Below are 23,146 nucleotides of genomic sequence, written 5' to 3'. Positions count from 1 at the left end.
GTCAGCCGACGATCTTTGCGTCGCGAAAGGCCGCTATTTCTTCGTCCGAGTAGCCGATTTCGCGCAAAATTTCGTCGCTATGCTGGCCGACCGCGGGCGCGCAACGCTTGAAGACGATCGGCACATCGCCGAAATGCCAGAAGGCGCCCGGCTGTTCGACGATGCCGTAAAGCGGCTGCGGCAGGACCGAAACGAGGTTCAGGTCGCGGTTCTGCGGATCGTCGAAGAAGCGGTTCATTGCATCCTCGAAATTGACCATGTCGCCGGGCACGCCGGCCGCTTCGAGCGCGGCGAGGAGGTCGGCGGCGGTTCGGCCTTTTGCGGCGGCCTCGAACTGCGTTTCATCGCCGAGCAGATTGCGCAAGGCGGCTTGTTGTTCAGGCTTGTGCGCGGCGACGGCGATCCACTGGCCGTCGGCGCATTCATAGATGCGGTGGTACGGCGAGAAGCCCGTCTGGTCGCTGGTCAGATGATAGGTTTCGGAAAGGTTCCCGTCGGGCCCGATCAGCCGCTCGCCTTGCGTGAACGCGGCGACGCCGAGGAGCGACGTGTGGGTCGTGTGCCCCCTGCCCCCCGCGCGCTTTGCGTAGAGTGACGCCATGATCTCGACGAGGCAGCTTTGCGCCGAGGTGACGTCCATCGTGCCGGGGCGGTTGAAGACGGGCTTGTTCCCCTCGCCGGCATTCTCGAATTCCCAGCCGGCGATGGCGTTGAAGATCGAGTCATAGCCTGGCCAGTTGCCGCGCGAGCCACGCTGGCCGTAGGCGCTGACATAGTTGAATGCGACGTCGGGGTTGTATTTGCGGATGCCCTCTTCGCTGAGGCCAAGTTTCGCGGCGCCCTTGAAGCGCATATTGTGGTGCACGACTTCGGCCCACTGGATCAGCCGTTCGAGGATCGGCTGCGCTTCGGGCTTCGTCAGGTCGAGCGCGAGGCTGCGTTTGGAGCGGGCCGCGGCCTGATAATAGCGGTGCATGAAACGGATACGGTCGCCGGTCAGCGCCTCGACCTTGATCACATTGGCACCCATGTCGCCCATCATCGACGGACCCATCGGGCCGGCAAGGAACATGCCGAGGTCGAGGACGCGGACGCCTTCGAGGATTTCGGCGGGCGCGGCGCCGTTGCCGATCGCTGCGGGGGGCGGGGTCCAGTCCGCGTCGCCACCCTCGCCGAGACGCGGGGCGGGGCGACCCTGCGGCAGGTCGGCATCGGTGTGGAAGGGTACGTTCGGCTGGCGCGTCTTGCCCAGATCGGGGTCGTCGACTTCGATCACGAAGCCGTTCGCCTCGACCTCCGGATGGCGCAGGACTTCGCCCATCGGATAGGCGGGTTCGACCGCGATATCGGCGGCGCGCATGTCGGCGATCCAGCGATCTCGCGGGCGGCGGCGGAAGGCGTCCTCGACGCCTTCGGGGGTTTCGAGATCGACGTCGGTCTCGGCCATCACCTCCCACATCGTCGGCATGGTGGCGTAATCGAACTGGCGCGTCGGGTCCATGATCTGGAGCCAGTCGCCGTCCTGGCATTGGAACAGCTGCTGCGCCATCGCGCGGGGCACATCGGGGGCATAGGTCGGCGGATTGGGCATCGGCCCTTCGCTGTTGCGCGCCCAGACGAGCGGCAGCGTCGAAAGGAAACCCTGGAACAGCGAGGTATGCGCGGCGCCGCCCTGCCCCGATTGAAGCCGCATGACGAGCCGCGCGAGGATGCCCGATGCCGCGAGGTGCGCGGCGGCCCAGCTACCCTGGCGATAGCGATAGACGATGGGGCCAGCGCGATAGCCGTCATTCTCGTAGAGCGCGCCGACGCGGGCCGCGACGAGCAGGTCGTCGGCGCTGCGCTCGACGTCGGGGTGGTCGTGCGGGCTGCCGGTGATGCCGCAGGTGACGAGGCGCGGGAAAGACGCTGCGAGTGACGCGTCGTCGAGACCCAATGCCTCTGCCTGTTTCGGCGTGAACTGGTGGAGGAGGACGTCTGCGCCGGCGAGGCGGCCGGTCAGTCCGGCAAGGCCTTCGGGGGTGTCTAGGTCGAGGACGAGGCTGCGCTTGCCACGGTTCCAGTTGGCAAAGGGCGCGGTGCCGCGGGCGGGATCGCCGCCGGGGCGCTCGACTTTCAGGACATCGGCGCCTAGCTCGGCGAGCATCAGCCCCGCGACCTGGACCGCCATCCCCTCGCCGATCTCGACGATGCGAAGGTCGCCAAGCATTGCTCAGGCCTTCTTGAAGTTGGGGAGCACCCAGTCGTCCTGGATCGGGGTCCAGTCGACGGTGACCTTCATCCCGATATGGACATCCTCGGCATCGCAGCCCGAGACGTTGGCGTTGAGGCGGGTGCCCGGCGCGCCGTCGAGGTCGACGACGACGGGGACATAGACATAGTCCTCGCCATTCTTGGGGTTCTTGTTGCAGATCGCGTAGCTGAAGACGGTGCCGGTACCGGGGAGCGTGGGCCATTCCTTGGCGCGGCTGCCGCATTCTGGGCAGACCGCGGTCGGCGGCATGCGGAAATGGCCGCAGTCGCCGCATTTGCACGCAGTGAGCTTGCCCTCCTTCGCCGCCTGCCAGAAGGGTTCGGTATCGGGGTTGGTGGTGATGCGGATCTGGTCGCCGGGAAGCGCACGGGCGGGGCCGTAGGTCATGGATGTCAGTCCTTGCGCAGAATGAGGCTGGAGACGGGAAGCGACGCCGGGCCGCCCGAGACGAGCGCGAATTCGGCGTCCTTGACCTGGTTGATCGCGGTGCCGCGCACCTGTTCGACCCCCTCGACGATATGCGTCATGCCGATGATATAGGCCTCGTTGAGGTTGCCGCCGTGGGTGTTCACCGGGGTGCCGCCGTTGACGCCCCTGCCGGTGGCAGGATCGTAGCGCAGCTTGCCGGAGAGGACATAGTCATTGCCCTCGCCCTTTTCGCAAAAGCCGTAATCCTCGAGCTGCATCAGCACCATCGGGCTGAAATGGTCGTAGATCAGCGCGACGTCCATATCCTTGGCCGAAAGACCCGATTGCGCCCAGACGCGATCGGCGGTGAATTTGTGGCCCGAGCTCGCGAAATGCGGGTCGGGCATTCCCATCCAGGCAAAGGCGCGGCCCCATTCGCGCTGGCCGCCATGCGCCGCGGCGTGGACGACCGCCGGCTTGTGGCGGCAGTCCTTCGCGCGATCCATCGTCGTCGTAATCACCGCGACGGCGCCGTCGGTCTCAAGACAGAAGTCGAGCCGCCGGAGCGGATCGGCGAGCATCACCGAGGCGTCATATTGTTCCTTGGTCAGCGGCTCCTTACGTACCGCCTTAGGGCGGTTGTGGGTGTTCGCTCGCGTCGCCATCACGACCTCGCCGAATGCATCCTGCGTCGTGCCATAGAGGTGCATGTGACGGCGTGCGAGCACAGACATCAGATGGCCGGGGCCGACAAGGCCCGAGGGCTGGAGGAAGCTGTTTTCGGGATTGGGCGCAGCCGAACCGAACACGACGCCGAGGCGGTGCTGCGGTAATTGCTGCAACGCCATCAGCGTCACCGTATAGGTGCAATCCTCGTTCATCAGCCCCGCGGTGGCGAGGCCGATCGCGCCGGGGCAGCCGCCGCCGCCGCTGGTCAGCGTCGCCGACCAGCTGATGTGCGGCATTCCGAGCGTTTCCATGAGGGAAGCGGTATCGAACTTGTCGAGATAGCCCGCGCCCGCGGTCGAATAATAGGAAAAGCCATCGATCTGCTTGTGGCTGATCCCCGCATCGGCGCACGCGTTCATGATCGCCTCGGCCGCCATGTCGTTGATCGTGCGCGGCCAGCTTTTGCCGCGGACATAATAATCGGTCGCCCCGATTCCGACGATCGCGCACTTGTCCTGATTGGCCCAGGCCATGCTTCTCTCCCGATTCCCAGTTATCTAACTAGGTTTAATATGATGCCGAGCACCGCTTGTCCAGCCGTCAAGCGAAATGGAGTTTCCGATATTTGCCGCGGAAGTAGAGCAAGGGATCGCGGCGGGGTTCGAAAATCGCTTTAACGACACGGCCGACGAGCAGGAAATGGTCGCCGCCGTCGTGCACCGCGTCGCGCACGCACTCGAAGCTGCTCAGCGATCCGGTCAGCACCGGCGTGCCAAATTCCCCTACCTCCCACGGAGTCGCGGCGAAGCGATCCTCTCCCTTCCCCGCGAAGCGGTTCGATGTCGGCTGCTGGCCGATCTGGAGCACGTTCACCGCGAAGCGTTCGGCCTCGCGCAGAAATGGCGCGCTGCCGGCATTGTTGGCGATGCAGACGAGCAGCAGCGGCGGGTCGAGCGACACCGACGTGAAGCTGTTCGCCGTCAGCCCGATCGGCCGGCCGTCGGGACAGAAGGCGGTGACGACGGTGACCCCGGTCGCAAAACAGCCGAGCGCGTCGCGGAAGGTCCGCGCATCGGAGCCGGCGCGATATTCGGGCGAGCCGCGGGGCGCGCGGCGCTCGAGAAAATCGATCAGATGGCCGCCGAGCGCATCGACCCGGTCATCGGTCACGACAAGCGCCGCGTCCTCCACTTCGACGAACTCGCCATCGGGAAGCCTGTCGACGAACGCCTCTGCGTCCTCACGCGACACGATCTCGCTCATTGCGCCGCGAACATAGAGCGTCGGGAGCGCGATATGCTCGGCGACGCCGGCGAGCCGCTCGGTCATCGCTGCTGCGTCAAAGGCTCCCAGCATCCGGATGTCCCACTGGGCCTGGCCCGGCGCGAGCGCCGCGACGTCGCGGAGCCGCGCGCCGATCTTTTGCGATACGGCGGGATCGACGTTGAGCGGGAGGTCGACAAGCACCAACCCGGCCGCGAGCATCGCCGCATCGCGCTCCAGTGCCGCGGCTGCGATCCATCCGCCAAGCGTCGAGGCGACGACCACCGGGCGCGTGCCGAGCTGCGCGAGCACCGCGCGCAAATCTTCGACCATCGCCTCGAAATCATAGCGGCCGTCCTCGGGCCACTCGCTGCCGCCGTGGCCACGCAGGTCGAGGCTGACGACGCGGCGCCCGGCCTGTTGCAGCGCGTTGGCTATGCTGTCCCAAACGCGGCGGGTTTGTCCTGCGCCGTGGATCAGCAGCACCGACGGATCTTCGTCTACCCCGATCACCTCCGCCTCGAGCCGCACGCCGGCGAAACCGCGATATTCAACGACGCTCATGCCTTGGCCTCCTGCATGGCTTCGCCTAGGCTCAGCCAAATATCGAATTGCTCCGACCGACGCCGCATCATCAGGCGCGCGATATCGGCGTCGCCGTCGATGATCGCCTGACACAGGCTGCGTTGCATCGCGCGCGTGCGTTCGCGCCGATCGGCGTCGGCATAGAGATCGCTGCCGCGCTCATCGAGGCCAAAGCTGTAGCCGATCTCCATCACCAGCTCGACGACGGGATTGCCGCTCATCCGCGCGATCATCCGCGCCAGCTCGACCTCGGCCACGATCAGTTCGCGTGCGGTGTCATGGCCGTCGATCCGGTCCAGGAAATCCCGCATCCGTTCGGCATCCTCGGGCGTCCGCAGGCGCGCGGCTGCGACCGCGGCCTCCTCCGACACGGGGCGCGTCACCTGGATGACATCGCCAAGGTTCGCGCCGCGCATGCGCAAAAAGCGCGCGAGCGACTGGATCGCGTCGCGGGCGTCGGGGCGCTCGGCGAAATACCCCCCCTTGGTCCCGCGCCGGATGCTGATCAGCCGGTCGCGTTCGACCATCTTGGCCGCCTGGCGGAGGGTCGGCCGACTGACCCCGAAGCGTCCGAGCAGTTCGTCCTCGGCGCCAAGGTAATCGCCGGGATTGGCGGCAAGGCTCAAGCCTGCCAGCGCGCGCGCGGTGCGGCTTGCGAGCGTTTCGTTAGCGCCAGTGGCCTGCATCAACATCCCCCTTAACAGGTATCTGTTTATGGGATAAATCGGCCGATGTCTAGAATCTACTTGCTCCGACTTGTATAACTAGGTAGTTATTAAGCGAGATTGGACCACCCGAGTCGAGAGGATGACTGCCATGAAACCCTTTGTGTTCAGCGCCGACAGCCACATCATGGAACCGGCCGATATTTTCCTGGAAGGCCTGCCCGCGTCGCTGAAGGATCATGCGATCCACGCCCGCAAGGAAGGCGAATATCTGATCACCGGCACCAAGGATAAGATCATCTATCGCCTGCGCGTCGGCCAACACCGCGAAAAGGCGTTGGGGGATAACGAGCGCAGGGGCATTCGCGAGATTTCGGGCCGGCTCGAAGATATGGAGCTGGAAGGGATCGATAGCGAAATCTGTTTCCCCTCGCTTGGTCTCTGGCTCTATTGCCTCGACAATGCCGATGCCGAAGCGGCGTCGGCGCGCCTCTATAACGACTGGAACGACAGCTTCCTCGGCGGCCATGCCAATCGTTTCGTGCGTTGCGGCATGTTGCCCGTGCTCGACTTTTCGAACACGCTCGCCGAACTCGACTATCTGGCGTCGAAGGGTTTCACCGCCGCGATGTTACCGGCGGTGTCGCCGCCGAACCTGCCCAAATATAACAGCGAGGCGTGGGATCCGGTTTTTGCCAGGGCGGCAAAGCTGGGGATCGTGTTCGTCATGCACACCGGTACCGGGCTTGAAACCGTCGTGATCGAGCGCGGTCCGGGCGCGGGCATCATCAACTATACCAACCAGATGACCGACGCGCAGCAGACCGCGATGTATCTGGTGTCGGGCGGGGTGCTCGACCGCAATCCCGGCGCGCGGGTCGCCTTTATCGAAAGCGGCGCTAGCTGGCTCGTCGCGCTCGCGGAGCGCATGGACGAGGTGTCGGTCGCGCATGCCAATTTCGTCTTTCCGAAGCTGAGCCGCGCTCCGAGCCAGATCGTCGATGACCAGGTCTGGGCGAGTTTCCAGCACGACCGCGCCTGCATCACGTCCGCCGCCGCCGGCCTGCCCGGCGCGAAGAATATCATGTGGGGTTCGGACTATCCGCACGCCGAGGGCACGTTCCCGATCAGCCGCCGCATCGTCGACGAACTGTTCGAAGGGCTGGACGTCAGCGAAGAGGTGCGCCGCAACATATTGGGATTGAACGCCGCGCGGCTGTTCGGGTTGGAGCCTAAGGTGGCGACGAGCGAGCGGGTGGTGGCGTAACGTAAATCCTCCTTGTGGCCGCAGGCATGGGGAGGTGGCAGCCCGTAGGGCTGACGGAGGGGCTATAACGCGACGTCGCGGCCCCTCCGCCTCTCGCTACGCGAGCGGTCCCCCTCCCCATCGCTTCGCGACAGGGAGGATTTTTATTCGACCAGCGGCCTCGCCGTCCTGCCCGCCATGATCGCCGCAATACCGCCGACCAGCAGGCACCCCGACAGGATCGCCAGCGCCGGCTGAAGCGACAATTCGCCATAAGCCGGCGTAAATGCCTTGCTGAGATAACCCGCCACCGTACCGCCTAGGCCGACCCCGGCAAGCCCGATGAACATGTTGATCGTCGCCGACATCATTGCGCGCATCTGAACCGGCACCTGTACAAAGCAGAGTGCGATGATCGGCCCGAGGTGCAGCGTCATCATGAACTTCACAACGACGAAGCAGGCGAGCGCCAGCCAGGCGTTGCTGGTCAACGCGAAACCGACGCCGAAGGGACAAGAGATCAGCAAGCCGATGCCGGCGAACCAGCCGTTGAAGCGCGGGTTCGCCTGGCCATATTTGTCGCTGACCCAGCCCGCGACGAGATTGCCAATCACCAGTCCCGCGGCCATCGCGCCACCGAGCCAGAAGCCGGTCTCGGTCTTGTCCAGCCCGTGTACGCGCTGAAAGAAGGACGCGCCCCACAGGATGAAGGCGAAACCGGTGAGCGGGACCATGCAGAGCAAAAGCCCGACCCAGCGCAGCGAAGGGTTCGACGCCATCGTGCGCAGCACCTCGCCGAGGCTCGTCTGCGGCGGTAGCGCAGGCCCCACAATACCGCGGCGGCGCGGTTCGGCGGCGAGCAGATAGACCAGCAGGCCGACGCCGACGCCGGGCAGACCGACGATCAGGAAGACCGTGCGCCAATCATACCATTGCGAAAGCCAGCCTGCGAGCGCGAGCCCACCCGAGAGGCCGACGGCGTTGGCGGCAAGCATGACCGAGATGACCGTCGTGCGGCGATCCTTGGGGAAGATATCGGTAAGCAGCGACATGCCGGCGGGGCCAGCGCCTGCCTCCGCCGCGGCAAGGCCGATGCGCGCGAGGAGCATTTGCCAGAAACTATGGGCAAAGCCGGACAACGCAGTCGCGAGGCTCCAGATCGACACGCAAACCGCGATCACGAGCCGCCGGTCGCCGCGGTCGGCGTAGCGCGCGATCGGAAAGGCGGCGATCGCGTAAAAGGCGGCAAAAGCGATGCCGGTGAGCAAGCCGAGCTGGCCGTCATCGAGGCCAAGCTCCAGCTTGATGTCGTCCTGAAAGAGCGTGAAGACCTGACGATCGACATAGCTCAGGATCGCAACGATCACGAGCAGCCCAAGCGTCAGACCACGGCGACTGGAAGCTTCCGACGTCATGTGTTTCCTTTCCCGGAAAAAAAGAGGGAGGGTCCGGCCAGGCCGTCCCTCCCCATTGCTCCGAGGAGCGCCCTGTGGTCCCTAGAATTCGACGCTGGCGGTCACGCCATAAGTGCGCGGTTCGTTGTAGGTCGCCGAAATATACCCGACCGGCGCAACCAGCTGGTTTTGAACATATTCGCGCTCGTTGGTGATATTGCGCGCAAACACGCCGATCTCGAACCGGTCGAGAAACTCGACCGAGGCGCGCGCGCCGAGCAGGCCGAGCGCCGGCCCGGTGGTCGCAGCGATGATCGCGTTATTGTCGGGATTGGGCGCATAGTTGTAGATGTCGAGCGGCACCTTGCTGCGCCACGAATAATCGACGTGAAGGTTGACCCGCGCGCGGCTGCCGACCGGCGTGGTATAGTCCGCGGCGAGCGAATATTGCTTCTTGAACACACCGCTGAACCGTTCGAACGAGCGGTCGCCGGTCAAATCCGAATAGCGGACATATTTCGGATCGACCAGCGCGCCGGACGCCTGGACGGTAAAGCCTTCGAACAGCACGGCGGTCAGTTCGGCCTCTAGACCGCGAATGCGAGCCTTGCCCGCGTTGCCGAGCAGCGTCGCGGTGCCGGGAACGGTCGCCGGGGGCACGGGTGGGACGGACACCAGCGTCGAACGCTGAATGTCGTTCACGTCGCTCGTATAGGCCGCGACGTTCAACCGCACGCGATTGTCGAGAAACTCGCCCTTGAAACCGACTTCGTAAGAGTAGGCCACTTCGGGTGCGAAGGGGATGAACGCAGCCGTATTCGGCGCGCGGAGATTCTGCCCCCCCGACCGGAAACCCTTGGCGGTCTTGGCATAGACTAGGATATCGTCGTTGAGCTTGTAATCGACGCTCGCCGTATAGGACCATCCGCCGAAGCTGTCGCGGCGCTTGAAGGCGCACTGGACCGGATCGACGATCTCGCCGGCACTGAATGCCGGAACGCCGGCAACCACCGCGCAGGTCGTCAACCCGCTGGTGCGGTTGAAATTGTTGCTGCGCGTTTCGAGACCCTTGTCGTCGACCGAATAGCGCAGGCCGCCGGTGAACGACAGCTTGTCGTTGAGATGCCAGGTCGCCTGGCCATACATGCCGATGCTGTCGTTATCGATATACCCCCAGAAATGCGACGTCACCGGATTGAGGACCGGGACCGTGATCGAAATCGACTGGTCAAAGCCGCTTTCATGGAAGACGAACGCGCCCGCTGCAAAGTCGACGGCATCGCCGAACATCTTGCCGGTGAGCTGGAGCTCCGCCGATTGCTGCTTCAGCTCCTGCTGACTTTCGGTGAAGTGGATCGGGTAGGCCGAACCGTCGAGATCGAAGCCGGCGTTGGCGCTGACCTTGCGATAGCTAGCGATCAGTTTCGCCTGACCGAAGCTGGTGTCGAGCGCGCCGGTGAAATTATAGGTCTGCGTCTTGGCGTAGACATAGGGAATCTCGTTGTTGGCGGTGATCCGTCCCCCCGCCGCAAGCCGCGCCGCTTCCGTCGCGAGAATCGCCAGGCCGGGCGCTGTCGCGCTGGCCGGCGGATTGCCGTTCAATATGCCGACGAATGTACCGCTGGTGGCGGCGGTATTGTAGGTCGAATTGGCGCCGCTGAACGCCCGCGTCGTATAAACGAGATTGCGGCTCGGCGCAGCCTCGTCCATCTTGAAATATTCGCCCGAAAACAGGAGACTAAGGTTGTCGGTCGGCTGGATGAGCAGCTTGCCGCGCGCCTGCCAGCGGTCGCGGTTGTCGAGCTTGAGGCCGTCGAGATTGCCGCCGACCGGGCGCCGCGCAACGGCGGTGGTGACCGCAGTCACCGCGCTGGCCGTGTTTGCCGGAACGCTGTTCGTCGTATAACCGTCGCGGCTGAATCTTTTGCCGGCAAGACGGATCGCGACCTTGTCGCCGATCGGGATGTTGACGACCGCCGTCGGCTCGAACTCGTTGAAGCGCCCGTAGCTCGCCGACAGTTTACCGCTAAATTCGCCGAGCCGCGGGTCGTTGGAGTTGATCAGCATCGCGCCGCCGGTCGTGTTGCGCCCGAACAAGGTGCCTTGCGGACCTTTTAGCACCTGGACCGAGCTGATATCGAGCAGGGTCGTGTTGAGACCATAGGCGCGCGCCCAGTAAACGCCGTCGACATAGGTGCCGACCGAGGGGTCGAGCGTCGCAAGCGTGTCGTTCTGAAATTGGCCGCGGAGCGCAACGGTGATGCCGGCGGGGCTGTTCGACCCCGAGCGGATATAAAGTCCCGGGGTAAAGTTCGCGATGTCCTGGACACGGATGGCGCCCTGAGCTTCAAGGCCCTCGCCAGTAAAGGCGGTCACCGCAACGGGAACATCCTGCAGATTTTCGTTCACCTTGCGCGCCTGGACAATGATGTCTTCGAGACCGACGGTTTCGTTCTCTGCCGGCGGCGGCGGGGTGGTTTGCGCGAACGCGGGTGTCGATGACAAGGCAATGGCCGTCAGCGAGACCGCGGTGAGCATCCGGAACGAATCGCGCTTCTGCTTGAAATTCATGGTCAACATCCTCCCCGCGAGGCTTCATATGTCCTCGCTACGTCAGTTGTATAACTAGGTCTAACAAGATAGACAAGTGAATTGCGCTTTCCGTTGCGGAAAGCGTAAGATTCTTCCCTTCAATCCGGCGCTTTGGGTAATAATCGTGCCAGGGCCGGCACGTCGGCAAGGGCGCGCAGGACATCGTTGAGATGGGTGCAGCCGAGCGTGCCGGCGAGCGTATCCAGCACCGCCTGCCGAAATTCCGGGACATTCTGGCCGACCATCCGCGCCGCCTTCATCGAGGCACCGGGGCATTCGCGAAACGGCAGGATCAGGGGCAAGGCCTGAAGCGAAAGCAGGGTTTCGCTCGCTTCGTCGATCTCCGCATAGACCCGATACTCATGGATCGCGGTCCGCGTCCCCTCCGGATTGGGCCCGCTGTCCTGAAAGCCCGCGTCGACCTTTAGCACGCCCTCGGCGCGCCAGATGTCGATGCGGCGCGCGCGCCGTGCCAGGGGGCGGGCGACCTGTTCAGGCATGGTGTGCCAGCCGGCCGGATCGTTCGGGTTGGCGAGCGGACCGACTTCGGTCGATGATTGATGCTCATGGTCGACGCCGCCACCTTCCGACAACGAACTCGCGCCTTCGGTGAAGCCTGTGCAGATGTTGAGCATTCGTCCCTTGTTCCCGGCGGTCGATTGCGTGCCCTTGCTGCGCATCGCCGCCTGCCAGTCGTCGATCCAGCGCGACCATATCCAACCCGCGACGAGGCTGGCGCCCGCGAAATCATCGAGGAGCTGAAAGGTCGGCGTGCCGCGGATGTCGCCCAGCGTCGCCGCGAGCGCGTGGCGGCTGGCGCCGCCTGCGCGCACCCCGACCATTTCCTGAAGCCGCGGGTGATCGGGCGTGGCCGATATTTCGAGTATCTCGCGGATCGGTGACGTCCGGATGCGAAAGTCGCCGCGGGCGAGTTCCACCGCTTCGCCCTTGAAAGAGGTCAGTAGATCGCGAGCACGCCCGGCCATGATCCACGCCTGGCCGAAGCCATCGGGCCAGTCGGAGTCGATCGAAGTCGTGCGCCGGATCGAGCCTGCCCGACGCGCGGGCGCCGGGCCCGCCGACTGCCGTGCAAAGGGAAATTGCTGGGGAGCGTTCAAAACCTTGATCCTATTTGGGCGGCATACGGATGGCGCCATCGAGCCGCAGATTCTGGCCGTTGAAATAGCCATTACGGACAAGCTCCAGCACCAGCGAACCGAACTCTTCGGGATGGCCGAGGCGCTTGGGGAACGGCACCGATGCCGCCAAACCTTCGAAAACAGCCGGCGCGCGATCCTTGACCGCAAGCATCGGCGGCGTCGCAAAAATGCCGGGCATGATCGAATTGACGCGGATGCCAAGGTCCATCAGATCGCGCGCCAGCGGCAGGACGAGCCCGTTGACCCCGGCCTTGAGCGAACCATAGCCGACCTGCCCGATCTGCGCATCCTGCGCAGCGGCCGACGCCGTGAGGATGATCGCGCCGCGCTCGCCATCGTCGTTCAGCGGCTCGGCATTCGCCATGCCGAGCGCCGACAGCGATGCCAGTCGGTAGCTGGCGATCAGGATGCCCTGTGCGGAGAAGGCGTAGTCTTCGGTCGAGTAGCGGACATAGCCGCCCGTCGCCTTGTCGTAACGGACGGTCTTTCCGCCCTTCGATATTTGCGCGCAGTGGACGAGCACCCGCTCCTGGCCGTGTGCGGCGCGCGCGGCCTCGTACCCCGCGACGACACTGTCCTCGCTGGTGATATCGACCTTGCAGAAAATCCCTCCGATCGCGTCGGCGACCGCTTTTCCGCCCTCTTCATTGACGTCGAAGATCGCGACCTTCAGCCCCGCGCCCGCAAGCGCTTCGGCACTGGCGCGGCCAAGGCCCGAGGCGCCGCCAGTGACGACTGCAGCCAAATTCTTATCGAGTTTCATGCCCTTGTTTCCTTGCTTTCAGATTATTGCAGAACTTCAAGATTGCCGCCATCGACGATCAGCACCTGACCGGTGATGAACCCGGCACGATCCGAACAGAGGAAGGCCGCGGCAGCCGCCATATCCTCGGGCGTTCCCATTCGCTGGACGGGCCACGCGCTGACGCGCTCGGCGATATGGTCTTCGTAGGTCTGGCCTTGGGCCTTGGCGATCTTCGTAAACACGTCGCGGAATTGCGGCGTCGCGATCGCACCGGTGCCCAGCGTGTTGACGGTAATGCCGAAGGGACCGAGTTCGGCCGACAGGGTTTTCGAGAGCGCCAGCGCGCCGACGCGGTAGGTGTTCTGCGCGGCACGCGGGAGCTTGCGGTGCGGCGCCTTCACCGAGTTGGTGCCGATCGTCAGGATGCGGCCCCAGCCCTGCTCGCGCATATGCGGAAACACAGCCTGCACGGCCCAGCGGAACGCCATGACATTGTTGTTGTTCGCGGCGACAAAAGTCTCGTCGTCGACGTCGAGGAAGGCACCTTTGGGGCCGGAGTCGACGTTGAAGATCAAAATGTCGGGCGGCCCGAACGCGCCGGTCGCTGCGTTGACCGCCGATGCTATCCCGTCCTTGGTCGTGCAATCAGCGGAGATGCCGACGACCTGCCCGCCCGCCGCTCGCACCTCGGCAACCGCAGTATCGATCGTCGCCTGCGTCCGCGCGGCGATCACGGTCTTGCAGCCTTCGCGCGCGAACTCGTGCGCGCAGCCGAGTCCGATACCCTTCGATCCGCCGAAGACGAGCGCAACCTTTCCGGCAATCCCGAGGTCCATCAGGGCGCCTTTCCCTGCTGGAGCTTGAGCCGTTCCTGCAAGATGTCGTTGCGACCCGGCGACGCCGCGACGGTCGAGCCGCCGTCCATCTTGATCGTCGTACCGGTGATATAGTCGGACTTTGCCGAGGCGAGGAACAGGCAGGCGTGCGCGATATCGGCCGGCGTACCCGCGCGGCCGACGGGAACGGTGGCACCATAAGCGGCGAGGCCCTCGTCGCCGAGCACGGCTTTGGCGCGGTCGCTGGCGACGAGGCCCGGATTGATCCCGTTGACCGTGATCCCCTCGCCCACGACGTCGCCGGCAGCGGCGCGAATGAAAGCGTCGAGCGCAGCCTTCGCCATGCCATAAGCGGTCATGTTGGGAACGACGTTGAAGGTGCCGTTGATCGAACCGATCGCAATGAATCGCCCGCCATCCTTCGCGTCGGCGAGATGGGGCCGCGCGGCGTCGAGCAGCCACCAGGCGGCTTTCGCGATGCTCGCAAAGCCCGCTTCCAGACGCTCGTCGTCGACGTGGCCAACCCCGCCGTGCGGAATGTCGGCCGCGGCGTGGACGATGATGTCGATGGTACCGAAGGCTTGCACCGTGGCTTCGACGAGCGCACGGCAATCGGCGTGACGCGCGATGTCGGCGGCGAAACATTCGGCGACGCCGCCAGCCTTTTCGATCTCGGCCTTCACATCCTCGGCGTAGGATATGGTCCGAGCGCCGAGCATGACCTGTGCGCCTGCTGCCGCGAAGGCCTTGGCGATCCCGCGCCCGACGCCGCGCCCGCCGCCGGTGACGATGACCGACTTGCCGCTGAAATCTTCCATCACGACGCTCCTTCAAACAGGGACTGCAATCCCGGCGCGGATGGTTTCATCGAAGGAGTGCGCGGAAAGTCGGGAACGTAGCGGATGTGTACCGGAACCTGATACGCGATCAGCCGCTCCTTGAGCCACGCCTTGAGAACTTCGACCTCCGGTTCGGCTGCGCCGTCCTTGAGGATGATTGCCGCCGCGGGCACTGCCCCGAGCCGCGCGTCGGGCACGCCCACCACCGCGGCTTCGCGCACGGCGGGATGATCGTTGATCGCACGGGCGACATCGTCGGGATGGATCTTGAACCCCCCTCGGATGATCGCATTGTCGGCGCGTCCCCGGATATAAAGAAAACGATCGGCGTCGAGCACCGCACGATCGGTCGTGCGCAGCCATTGCATGTCGTTGTCAAGCTGGCGCCCCTTGAGCTCGAGCAAGCCTTCGGTCCCATGTGGCAAGACCGCGCCGCTTTCCGCATCGACGACGCGCGCCTCGATATCGCCGTGGACGCGGCCGACGGCGCCGCGCTTTTCCGTCCAGAGCCGACGGAAATCGTCGATCGTCCACCCGGCAATCGCACCGGCGAACTCGGTCGCGCCATAATTGCCGCAAATCGGGATGCCATATTTGGCGAGAAAGGCATCGACGAGATCGGGTGAAAGTGGCGCAGTGCCCGAGATTAACGACTTGAGGCTCGACAGGTCGGCAGGGTCGACATCGGCGTCGAGCAGCATACGCACCGCCGAAGGGACTGCGGGAGCGACCGCAGGACGGTTGCGCTTCACGGCAGAAACCCACGCCTCGACGGTAAATTTTTCAAGGAGCGCAATCTTCCGTCCCGCCGCGAGCGCCCCGATGCAGCCATAGATGCCGCCGATATGCGTGAGCGGATTGACGATCATCGTACAGCCCGAGTTGAGCTTCGGCGGGTCGTCGAAGCTGCGGCCGCGCTCATATTTCGTGAAACCGCGAAAGCTCGCATCGAAGGAGTCGCGGCTCAAGGGGACGCGTTTCGGCGTTCCCGTGGTGCCGCTGGTGAGCATTTCGATCGCGACGCCGGGTGAAGTCTGCACCGCGGCGCGCCTTCCGCTCGGGACGACGCGCGCACCTTCGAGGCGCGCGCCGATCTCGACGACAGCCGAGCCCGCGCGCTCGAGCGCATCGGTGACGCCCGGCCGCGCGAGATCGGTTGCGTCGGCGATGACGACCGGAAGCCCGAGCCCTTCGATGTCGTCGAACAGCTTTGCGTCGGGCAGGATGGGGTTGAGGGTAACGAGGCAGCGGTCGGTCGAAAGCACCGCGACGATCGCGGCGACATGGCCGGGACGGTTGCGCAGCATCACGCCGACGCGCGTATCCGCGGGCAGTCCCATTGCTTCGAGCGCATTCTCGATCGCGCGGACAGTCTCCGCGATCTGTCGCCAGCTATAGTCGTGCCCTTCAAAATCGATCTCGGTCCGATCCGGATCGAGCGCCATGATCGCGCGCAGTTTTTCGGTCATCAACGCCATCAGAGCGCAAGGCCCCCGCTCGCCTCGATGATCTGACCGGTGACCCAGCGCGCATCGTCGCCCAGCAGCATCATGACCGCGCCCGCGATATCGTCAGGCTCGCCAAGGCGTCCCATCGGCGTGTGTTTCGCAGTGGCCTCGTCCCAGCCGGGGGTTTCGCGCAGCGCGGTAATGAAGTCGGTGGCGACTGCACCAGGCGCAATGCAGTTGCAGGTGATCTGGCGCTTGGCGACCGCGAGCGCGGTCGAGAAGGTCAGGCTCTGCACCGCGCGCTTGGTCATCGCATAGGCGGCGGCGAAAGGCTGGCCGACCTTGCCCGACATCGACCCGATATTGACGATGCGCCCGCCGTCGCGCAGCCGCGGCAGCGCGGCTTGCGTGACAAAATGCGGGCCCTTCACATTGACCGCGAACAATTCGTCGTAAAGCTCCTCGCCCGCGCCCTTGAGCGTGCCGTCGCGCCCGCCGCGGCCGACGCCGGCATTGTTGATCAGAAAATCGAGATTGGGGGCGCCGCCGAACTGCGCATCGCACGCCGTGAACAGCGACTCGATCCCCGCGAGCGTCGAAACGTCGGCCTGCACCGCGAACGCCTTGCCGCCCGCCGCGACGATTCCCGCCGCGAGCGTCTCGGCGGCCTCCTTGCTGCCGGCGTAGTTGATCGCGACATGCGCGCCCGCGGCGCCGAGTCGCTGGACGATCGCAGCACCGATGCCGCGCGAACCGCCAGTGACCAGTGCGGTCTTGCCTTCGAACATCCGCTTTCTCCCCATTTCCTTGTCGCGACATAATTGACCTAGTTATATAACTCGTGCAAGACCTATATCGAAATGCTTTTGGGAGAAGCGTGGTCATGGCCGATCAGATCTTGAGCGAGCGCGACGGTTCGCTGCGCATCATCACGCTGAATCGCCCCGAGCGGCACAATGCGATGGACGACGACATGTCGACACTGTTCCAGCAGCTCGTTGGCGAGGCGCTCGACGAGACCGAGTCGAATGCAATCCTGATCCGCGCGACCGGAAAAAGCTTCTGCTCGGGGCGCGACACCAACGTGCTGGGCCAGCGCGCGCGCGACGAGAGCGATTTCCATTTCGTACGCCGCCACCAGGAAGGCCGCCTGCGGATGCAGGAATCGACCAAGCCGATCATCGCCGCGCTGAAGGGGGGCGCTATCGGCGGCGGGTGCGAACTCGCGCTCGCCGCCGATATTCGGATGAGCGACACGACGCTGAAAATGGCGTTGCCCGAGATCCTGTACGGGGTGCTCCCCGATACCGGCGGGACGCAGATGATGACCGCGCTGATCGGTCCGTCGCGGACCAAATATATGGTGATGACCGGGCAGAAGATCGACGCTGCGACCGCGCTGGAATGGGGCGCGGTCGATTTCGTTGTCGAACCCGATGAACTCGACGCCCGGGCGCTGGCGGTCGCGCGCGATATCGCCGCTAAACCGCCGATCAACCTCGCGATGGCGAAGGAGATGATCAACCTGATGCACGGTGCGACGATCCGCACCGGCACGCGCGCCGAGCTTTATGCGCAAAGCTATCTGTTCAAGACCGACGATTATCACGAGGCCCGCACCGCGATCCGCGAGAAGCGCGCGCCGCAGTATAAAGGCAAATAAATGGCCCTCCCCGCCCCGCCCCCGCTTGGCGCGAAAGCGCTGCCCGATGGGACCTATGCCGGACAGGTTGTCGCCGTGACCGGCGGCGGCACCGGGCTGGGCAAGGGCATGGCGGTCGAATTTGCCCGGCTGGGCGCCAAGATCGCGGTGCTGAGCCGCAAGCCCGAGCACCTCGAAGCCGGGCTCGCGGCGATCCGCGACGTCGGCGCCGAGGCGATCGCCGTCGCGTGCGACGTGCGCGATCCCGACGCTGTCGCGACGGCGTTCGACGCGATCGAGGCGAAGCTTGGCCCGGTCGACGTGCTGATCAACAATGCAGCAGGAAATTTCCCCGCGCCGGCGGAAGAAATGACGCCGAACGGTTTTCGCACCGTCGTCGATATCGTCCTCAACGGCACCTATAATTGCAGCCGCGAATTTGCGATCCGGCGGCTCGCGGCGGGGCTGCCCGGCGCAATCCTGAATATCGGGGCGACCTATAGCTGGACGGGCGGACCGGGCACGTCGCATTCGGCGGCGGCGAAGGCAGGTGTGACCAACCTGACGCAGAGCCTTGCGGTCGAATGGGCACCTGACGGCATCCGCGTCAATTGCATCGCGCCTGGCCGTTTCCCGCATCAAGATCTGCCCGACCATATGACGCGCCACCGCGTCGGCGAGCGCGGCGACAACACGATCCCGGGAATGCGTGTTGGTGAGGTGCGCGAACTCGGTTGGGCGGCGACCTTCCTCTGCTCACCCTATGCGACCTATATCAGCGGGCACACGCTGGTCGTCGATGCCGCGAACTGGCTGCGGCGGTCATTGGTGATGCCCGAATTCGTGCCGATCCGCGAGCAGTTCGGCAAACGCGCGCGCGAAAACGGCACGGCGGCGGCGGCAATCGCCAAAACGCGGGGAGACGTGGCATGAGCGAAGCGCTCGTCCTGCGGCACGATGCTGGCAGCATCTGCACATTGACGCTGAACCGGCCCGCCCAGCGCAACGCGATCAACCGCGAGCTGTTTCGCGAATTCCGCGCGCATATCCGCGATATCGAAGCCGATGGCAGCGAGGTCGGCCTGATCGTCGTGACGGGCGCGGGCGGGCATTTCTGCGCCGGGCATGATCTGAAGCAGGCGCCGCACGCCGATGCGCTCGGCTGGCTGCGGCAGGAGATGCTGATCCTCGAACGGCTGACCACGCTGCCGCAACCCGTGATCGCGAAGGTGCGCGGCAGTTGCTACACTGGCGGGCTCGAATTCGCGCTCTCGGCCGATTTCATCGTCTGCGATACCAGCGCGCGCTTCGCCGATACGCATGGCAATTGGGGGCTGGTTCCGGGCTGGGGCCTGTCGCAGCGCCTGCCGCGCCGCGTCGGCCAGGCGAAGGCGCTCGAAATGATGCTGACGTGCCAGCCCTATACTGGCGAGCAGGCCGCCGCGATGGGGCTCGCCAATTATTGCGTCGCCGATGACGAACTGGATGCCAAGGTGTCCGAGCTCGCCGCGCTGATCCTCGGCAACAGCCGCCACAGCAATGCCGAGAACAAGCGGCTGATTTACGACACCGACGGCATGGCGCTCGGCGCGGGGCTGAACCACGAATTGATGCGCAACGCGGGCTTTGATCCCGCGATGCGCAAAAAGGGCGAGCCCATCGGCAGCGCGAAAAAGGCCGATTGATGGACATCGGCTTTTCCGTCGAAGAGACGCGCTTTCGCGAGGAGTGCCGCGACTGGTTGCACGCCAATGTGCCCGCAGAGAAACGCCCGCTCGACGCGGCCGACGCGATCGGTTTCGACAAAGCGTGGCAGCGGCGGCTGTTCGACGCCGGCTGGGCGGGGATCAACTGGCCTGCCGATTATGGCGGCCGCGGACTGTCGATCGTCCAGCAGGTGATCTGGCTGGAGGAATATGCAAAGGCGCACGCCCCATGGATCGGCGCCAATTTCGTCGGGATCAACCATGGCGGGCCGACGCTGATCCTGAACGCGAGCGAAGAGCAGAAGGCCTATCACCTGCCCCGCATCCTGAGGGGCGAAGCGATCTGGTGCCAGGGTTTTTCGGAGCCGGGCGCGGGCTCCGACCTCGCGGGCATCAAGACGCGCGGGCGGATCGAGGGCGACGAGCTGGTCGTCAACGGGTCGAAGATCTGGACGAGCTTTGCGCATGTCGCCGACTGGCAGGAACTGGTGCTGCGGACCGAGGAAGGGTCGCAGCGGCACGCCGGGCTGAGCTGGGCGATCTGCGACATGCATGCGCCGGGGATCACGGTGCGGCCGATTAGGAAAATGTCGGGGCAGACCGAGTTTGCCGAGGTTTTTTACGACGATGTCCGCATACCGCTTTCCAATGTCGTCGGCGGGCTCGGCAACGGGTGGAAGGTCGCGATGTCGACGCTGAGCTTCGAGCGCGGAACGGGCTTTATCGCCGAGCAGGTCAAGGCGGGGCAGGAGATTGCGGAGCTGGTGACGACTGCGCGCGCGAACGGAATGATCAAGGACGACCGCATCGCCGACCAGTTGGCTCAGATGCGCGCCGAGGTCGCGGCGCTGCGCGCAATGACCTACCGCAATATTTCCGAAGTCGTGCGCACCGGGCAACCGGGGCCCGAAGCGTCGGTGATCCGGCTGTTCACCGCGGAGCTCGGTCAGCGGCTCGAGCGGATGGCCGTGCTGTTGATGGGCCAGGACTTGATCGACTTTGCCTATGGCGACGACAATGCGGTGCAGGATTATCTCCGCGGTTTCGCCTCGACGATCGCGGGCGGCACGGCGCAGATCCAGCGCGACATCATCGGCGAGCGCTTGCTCGGCCTGCCCAAATCGAGGTGACGCGATGGATTTGACTCTGAACGACGAGCAGGAAGCGCTGCGGACCGCGACCGCCGACTGGTGCCGCGACCATATGCCGCTGGAGGGAGCGCGGTCGCGTCCCGCCGGTCTTTGGGGCGATCTCGAAGCGATGGGCTGGACTGGCATGACAGCACCCGGAATGGACCTGGACCATGCGACGGAGGCAGTTGTCTTCTCCGAGCTCGGCCGCGTCCTCGCGCCGATCGGGCTGATCTCTACTGCAGCGGCCCGTCGATGGTTCGCCGAAGGCTTCGACGGCAAAGTCGCGCTTGCGCTGCCTGCCGAAGAACCAAGCGATATGCGCGTGCTCGATCCGGGCGGTTCGCATGCCGCGCTGATGTGGACAGCCGGCGGGTTGCGTCTGTTCGCTATGCAGGATGGCCGGACACACGCGCCAACGATCGACCCGTCGACCGACCAGAGCCGGCAGGAATGGACGGCCTCGGTGGGGACCAAGGATGCCGCCGCGCCGCTGCACCTGCAACTGCTGGCCGCAGCCTATGCGGTCGGCTGCGCCGACGCGGCGCGCGACATGGCGGCCGAATATGCCAAGCTTCGCCACCAGTTCGACCGCCCGATCGGCTGGTTCCAGGCGCTCAAGCATATCTGTTCGGATATGGCGGTGCGCGCCGCGGTGGCGCGTTCGCAGCTCTATTATGCCGCCTGTTCGCTCGACGCGCGCGATACCGACGCCGCCTTTCATATCGCCGCCGCCAAGCGCCTCGGCGACCAGGCCGCACTCGACAACGGCCGCGCCAATATCCAGGTCCATGGCGGCATCGGCATGACCGACGAGGCCGCGCCGCATCTCTGCCTGAAGCGCGCGCACCTGCTGCAGTTCATCGCCCCCGCCGACGCCGCTTTGTTACTGGAGGATGCCGCATGACCGAAGCTGTTGCCGCCTGGGGCGCAACCGCCCCCGATGCCGCCCTTGCCCCGATGCCGATCGAGCGCCGCGAGCTGCGCGCCGACGATGTCGCGATCGACATCCTCTATTGCGGCGTCTGCCATTCGGACCTTCACACCGCGCGCAACGACTGGGGACGGACACGTTACCCCATCGTTCCGGGGCACGAGATCGTCGGACGCGTGAGCGCAATTGGCAGCGCGGTCGACGGCTTCGCGATCGGCGATGCGGTCGCCGTCGGCTGCCTCGTCGATGCCTGCCTCGAATGCCCCAACTGCGCCGAGCATCAGGAGCAATATTGCCCCGGCAGCGTCGGCACCTACAACGGCCGCGACCGGCACGACGGCAACCAGACGCAGGGCGGCTATTCGAAACGCGTGATCGTGCGCGACAAGTTCGTGCTGCGCGTGCCCGACGCGCTCGATCTCTCCAAGGCGGCACCCTTGTTGTGCGCCGGCATTACCACCTGGTCGCCGCTGCGGCATTGGGGTGTCGGTCCCGGCAAGCGGGTCGCGGTGGCGGGCCTCGGCGGACTTGGTCATATGGGGGTTAAATTCGCCGCCGCGCTCGGCGCCGAGGTGACGATGATTACCACCTCGCCGTCAAAGGCCGACGATGCCCGTTCACTCGGCGCATCGCATGTGCTGATCGCGACGGACAAGGAGGCGATGAAGGCAGCGACGGGCCGTTTCGACTTCATCCTCGACACGATCCCGGTCGCGCACGAGTATCAAAACTACCTGCGCCTGCTCAAAGCATCGGGCCATCTGGTGATCGTGGGCGCGGTCGATCAGATGCCCGGCTTTCATTCGGGGCTGCTGCTCGGCGGCCGCAAATCGGTCGCGGGCTCGGCGATTGGCGGGATAAAGGAAACGCAGGAGATGCTCGATTTCTGTGCCGAGCATGGCATCCTGCCCGAGACAGAAACCATCGCGATGGCCGACGTGAACACGGCTTACGAACGGATGGAGAAATCGGACGTCAAATATCGCTTCGTGATCGACATGGCGACGCTGTGACATGTCCGGCCCAGCGCCAGGACCCTAGTCGTCGACGATGGCCTGAAACGTGTCTTCCAGCCAACGGCGCAGGCCGGGCTCGACCGGCCCCGCAAATTGCCGCAGCGGCAACTGGTCGCGATAGGTGAAAAAGCCGAGCGAAACGACCATGAAGGCGGCCGCCTTGACCTCGCCGGCCTCGCCCCCGAACCATTCGGACAATGGCGCGAGCACATGGTCGTGCAACAGGCGGAGCGCGACGGCGCGCGCTTCGCTGTCGGGCGCCGCGCCGAACAGGATCGGCAGCGGCTGCACCCGCCCCTTCTCCTCGTCGGCGAAGCGCGCCATGATCGCGCGGCCGAACCCTTGCTTGGGCAAGTCGGTCATCATCCGCGCATCGAGCGCCGCATCGAGCGCGGCCTCGAACAGTTTCAGCTTGCCGCCGAAATAGCGGCTGACCAGCGACGGGTTCACCCCGGCGCGCGCGGTAATGTCGCGCACACCGGCCTCGGCAAATCCTTTTTCCGCGAAAATTTGCTGCGCAGCAAAAAGGATCGCTTGCCGCGTCCGGTCGGCGTCGCGTGCCTTGTCGTTGATTGCCGTTGCCATGCTGCCTCCCCGTTGACTCTTGATGTAAA

Annotated in this window: 21 protein-coding genes; 7 read left to right on the top strand and 14 right to left on the bottom strand. The window is 65.0% G+C overall.

The window, feature by feature from the left end; genetic code table 11:
* Nucleotide 1: 1 nt before the first annotated feature.
* The 5 genes from QOL68_RS04530 to QOL68_RS04510 form a co-directional block, all read right to left on the bottom strand.
* Complete coding sequence (locus QOL68_RS04530; RefSeq protein ID WP_204993864.1) at nt 2–2,209, bottom strand: CoA transferase; 2,208 nt, start codon at nt 2,207–2,209, stop codon at nt 2–4.
* Between the two features lie 3 nt (nt 2,210–2,212).
* Entirely contained in the window at nt 2,213–2,641 is a 429-nt protein-coding gene (locus QOL68_RS04525; protein WP_282947335.1) for a Zn-ribbon domain-containing OB-fold protein, read from the bottom strand.
* Nucleotides 2,642–2,646: 5 nt separating this feature from the next.
* Entirely contained in the window at nt 2,647–3,864 is a 1,218-nt protein-coding gene (locus tag QOL68_RS04520; RefSeq protein WP_282947333.1) for a thiolase C-terminal domain-containing protein, read from the bottom strand.
* 67 nt (nt 3,865–3,931) lie between these two features.
* On the bottom strand, nt 3,932–5,158 hold the full coding sequence (locus tag QOL68_RS04515) for an alpha/beta fold hydrolase (protein WP_282947331.1): 1,227 nt from the start codon (nt 5,156–5,158) through the stop codon (nt 3,932–3,934).
* Complete coding sequence (locus QOL68_RS04510; RefSeq protein WP_282947329.1) at nt 5,155–5,865, bottom strand: FadR/GntR family transcriptional regulator; 711 nt, start codon at nt 5,863–5,865, stop codon at nt 5,155–5,157. The genes QOL68_RS04515 and QOL68_RS04510 overlap by 4 nt, the downstream gene beginning before the upstream one ends.
* 130 nt (nt 5,866–5,995) lie before the next feature.
* On the opposite strand from QOL68_RS04510, the gene QOL68_RS04505 reads away from it, so the two are divergent.
* Nucleotides 5,996–7,111, top strand: a complete 1,116-nt coding sequence (locus QOL68_RS04505; protein ID WP_282947327.1) for an amidohydrolase family protein — start codon at nt 5,996–5,998, stop codon at nt 7,109–7,111.
* 143 nt (nt 7,112–7,254) lie between these two features.
* Here the strand turns inward: QOL68_RS04505 and QOL68_RS04500 are convergent, their stop codons facing one another.
* From QOL68_RS04500 to QOL68_RS04465, 8 genes are all read right to left on the bottom strand, one after another.
* Nucleotides 7,255–8,505 (bottom strand): MFS transporter, encoded by a 1,251-nt coding sequence (locus QOL68_RS04500; protein WP_282947325.1) that lies wholly within the window; start codon nt 8,503–8,505, stop codon nt 7,255–7,257.
* An 81-nt stretch (nt 8,506–8,586) separates the two neighbouring features.
* Nucleotides 8,587–11,055: a TonB-dependent receptor gene (locus tag QOL68_RS04495; protein WP_282947323.1), complete on the bottom strand. Its 2,469-nt coding sequence runs from the start codon at nt 11,053–11,055 to the stop codon at nt 8,587–8,589.
* Between the two features lie 119 nt (nt 11,056–11,174).
* Entirely contained in the window at nt 11,175–12,062 is an 888-nt protein-coding gene (locus QOL68_RS04490; RefSeq protein ID WP_282947321.1) for a DUF2889 domain-containing protein, read from the bottom strand.
* A gap of 142 nt (nt 12,063–12,204) precedes the next feature.
* Nucleotides 12,205–12,999 carry an SDR family oxidoreductase gene (locus tag QOL68_RS04485; protein ID WP_282947319.1) on the bottom strand — a complete coding sequence of 265 codons (795 nt, stop codon included), beginning with the start codon at nt 12,997–12,999 and terminating at the stop codon, nt 12,205–12,207.
* Between the two features lie 23 nt (nt 13,000–13,022).
* Nucleotides 13,023–13,817, bottom strand: coding sequence for an SDR family oxidoreductase (locus tag QOL68_RS04480; protein WP_282947317.1), 795 nt, complete (start codon nt 13,815–13,817; stop codon nt 13,023–13,025).
* On the bottom strand, nt 13,817–14,635 hold the full coding sequence (locus QOL68_RS04475) for an SDR family NAD(P)-dependent oxidoreductase (RefSeq protein ID WP_282947316.1): 819 nt from the start codon (nt 14,633–14,635) through the stop codon (nt 13,817–13,819). Before QOL68_RS04475 ends, QOL68_RS04480 begins: the two co-directional genes overlap by 1 nt.
* Nucleotides 14,635–16,134, bottom strand: coding sequence for a class I adenylate-forming enzyme family protein (locus QOL68_RS04470; RefSeq protein ID WP_282947314.1), 1,500 nt, complete (start codon nt 16,132–16,134; stop codon nt 14,635–14,637). The genes QOL68_RS04475 and QOL68_RS04470 overlap by 1 nt, the downstream gene beginning before the upstream one ends.
* Entirely contained in the window at nt 16,134–16,892 is a 759-nt protein-coding gene (locus tag QOL68_RS04465) for an SDR family NAD(P)-dependent oxidoreductase (protein WP_282947312.1), read from the bottom strand. Before QOL68_RS04465 ends, QOL68_RS04470 begins: the two co-directional genes overlap by 1 nt.
* Before the next feature lie 95 nt (nt 16,893–16,987).
* On the opposite strand from QOL68_RS04465, the gene QOL68_RS04460 reads away from it, so the two are divergent.
* The 6 genes from QOL68_RS04460 to QOL68_RS04435 are packed head-to-tail and all read left to right on the top strand — an operon-like array spanning nt 16,988 to nt 22,529.
* On the top strand, nt 16,988–17,767 hold the full coding sequence (locus QOL68_RS04460) for an enoyl-CoA hydratase/isomerase family protein (RefSeq protein WP_282947310.1): 780 nt from the start codon (nt 16,988–16,990) through the stop codon (nt 17,765–17,767).
* Nucleotides 17,768–18,679, top strand: a complete 912-nt coding sequence (locus QOL68_RS04455; protein ID WP_282947309.1) for an SDR family oxidoreductase — start codon at nt 17,768–17,770, stop codon at nt 18,677–18,679.
* Nucleotides 18,676–19,431 carry an enoyl-CoA hydratase/isomerase family protein gene (locus QOL68_RS04450; RefSeq protein ID WP_282947306.1) on the top strand — a complete coding sequence of 252 codons (756 nt, stop codon included), beginning with the start codon at nt 18,676–18,678 and terminating at the stop codon, nt 19,429–19,431. Before QOL68_RS04455 ends, QOL68_RS04450 begins: the two co-directional genes overlap by 4 nt.
* Nucleotides 19,431–20,582, top strand: coding sequence for an acyl-CoA dehydrogenase family protein (locus QOL68_RS04445; RefSeq protein ID WP_282947304.1), 1,152 nt, complete (start codon nt 19,431–19,433; stop codon nt 20,580–20,582). Before QOL68_RS04450 ends, QOL68_RS04445 begins: the two co-directional genes overlap by 1 nt.
* A 4-nt stretch (nt 20,583–20,586) precedes the next feature.
* A complete protein-coding gene (locus tag QOL68_RS04440) occupies nt 20,587–21,489 on the top strand; it encodes an acyl-CoA dehydrogenase family protein (protein WP_282947302.1) in 903 nt (300 codons plus the stop codon).
* Nucleotides 21,486–22,529, top strand: coding sequence for an NAD(P)-dependent alcohol dehydrogenase (locus QOL68_RS04435; protein WP_282947300.1), 1,044 nt, complete (start codon nt 21,486–21,488; stop codon nt 22,527–22,529). Before QOL68_RS04440 ends, QOL68_RS04435 begins: the two co-directional genes overlap by 4 nt.
* Nucleotides 22,530–22,553: 24 nt before the next feature.
* On the opposite strand, the gene QOL68_RS04430 is transcribed toward QOL68_RS04435, so the two are convergent.
* Nucleotides 22,554–23,117 carry a TetR/AcrR family transcriptional regulator gene (locus tag QOL68_RS04430; protein ID WP_058454034.1) on the bottom strand — a complete coding sequence of 188 codons (564 nt, stop codon included), beginning with the start codon at nt 23,115–23,117 and terminating at the stop codon, nt 22,554–22,556.
* Between the last annotated feature and the right edge of the window lie 29 nt (nt 23,118–23,146).

The organism is Sphingopyxis sp. Geo25 (assembly GCF_949769135.1).
Lineage (GTDB): Bacteria > Pseudomonadota > Alphaproteobacteria > Sphingomonadales > Sphingomonadaceae > Sphingopyxis.
Note: the sequence above shows the minus strand (reverse complement) of the source record. Positions and strands in the feature narration are given on the sequence as shown.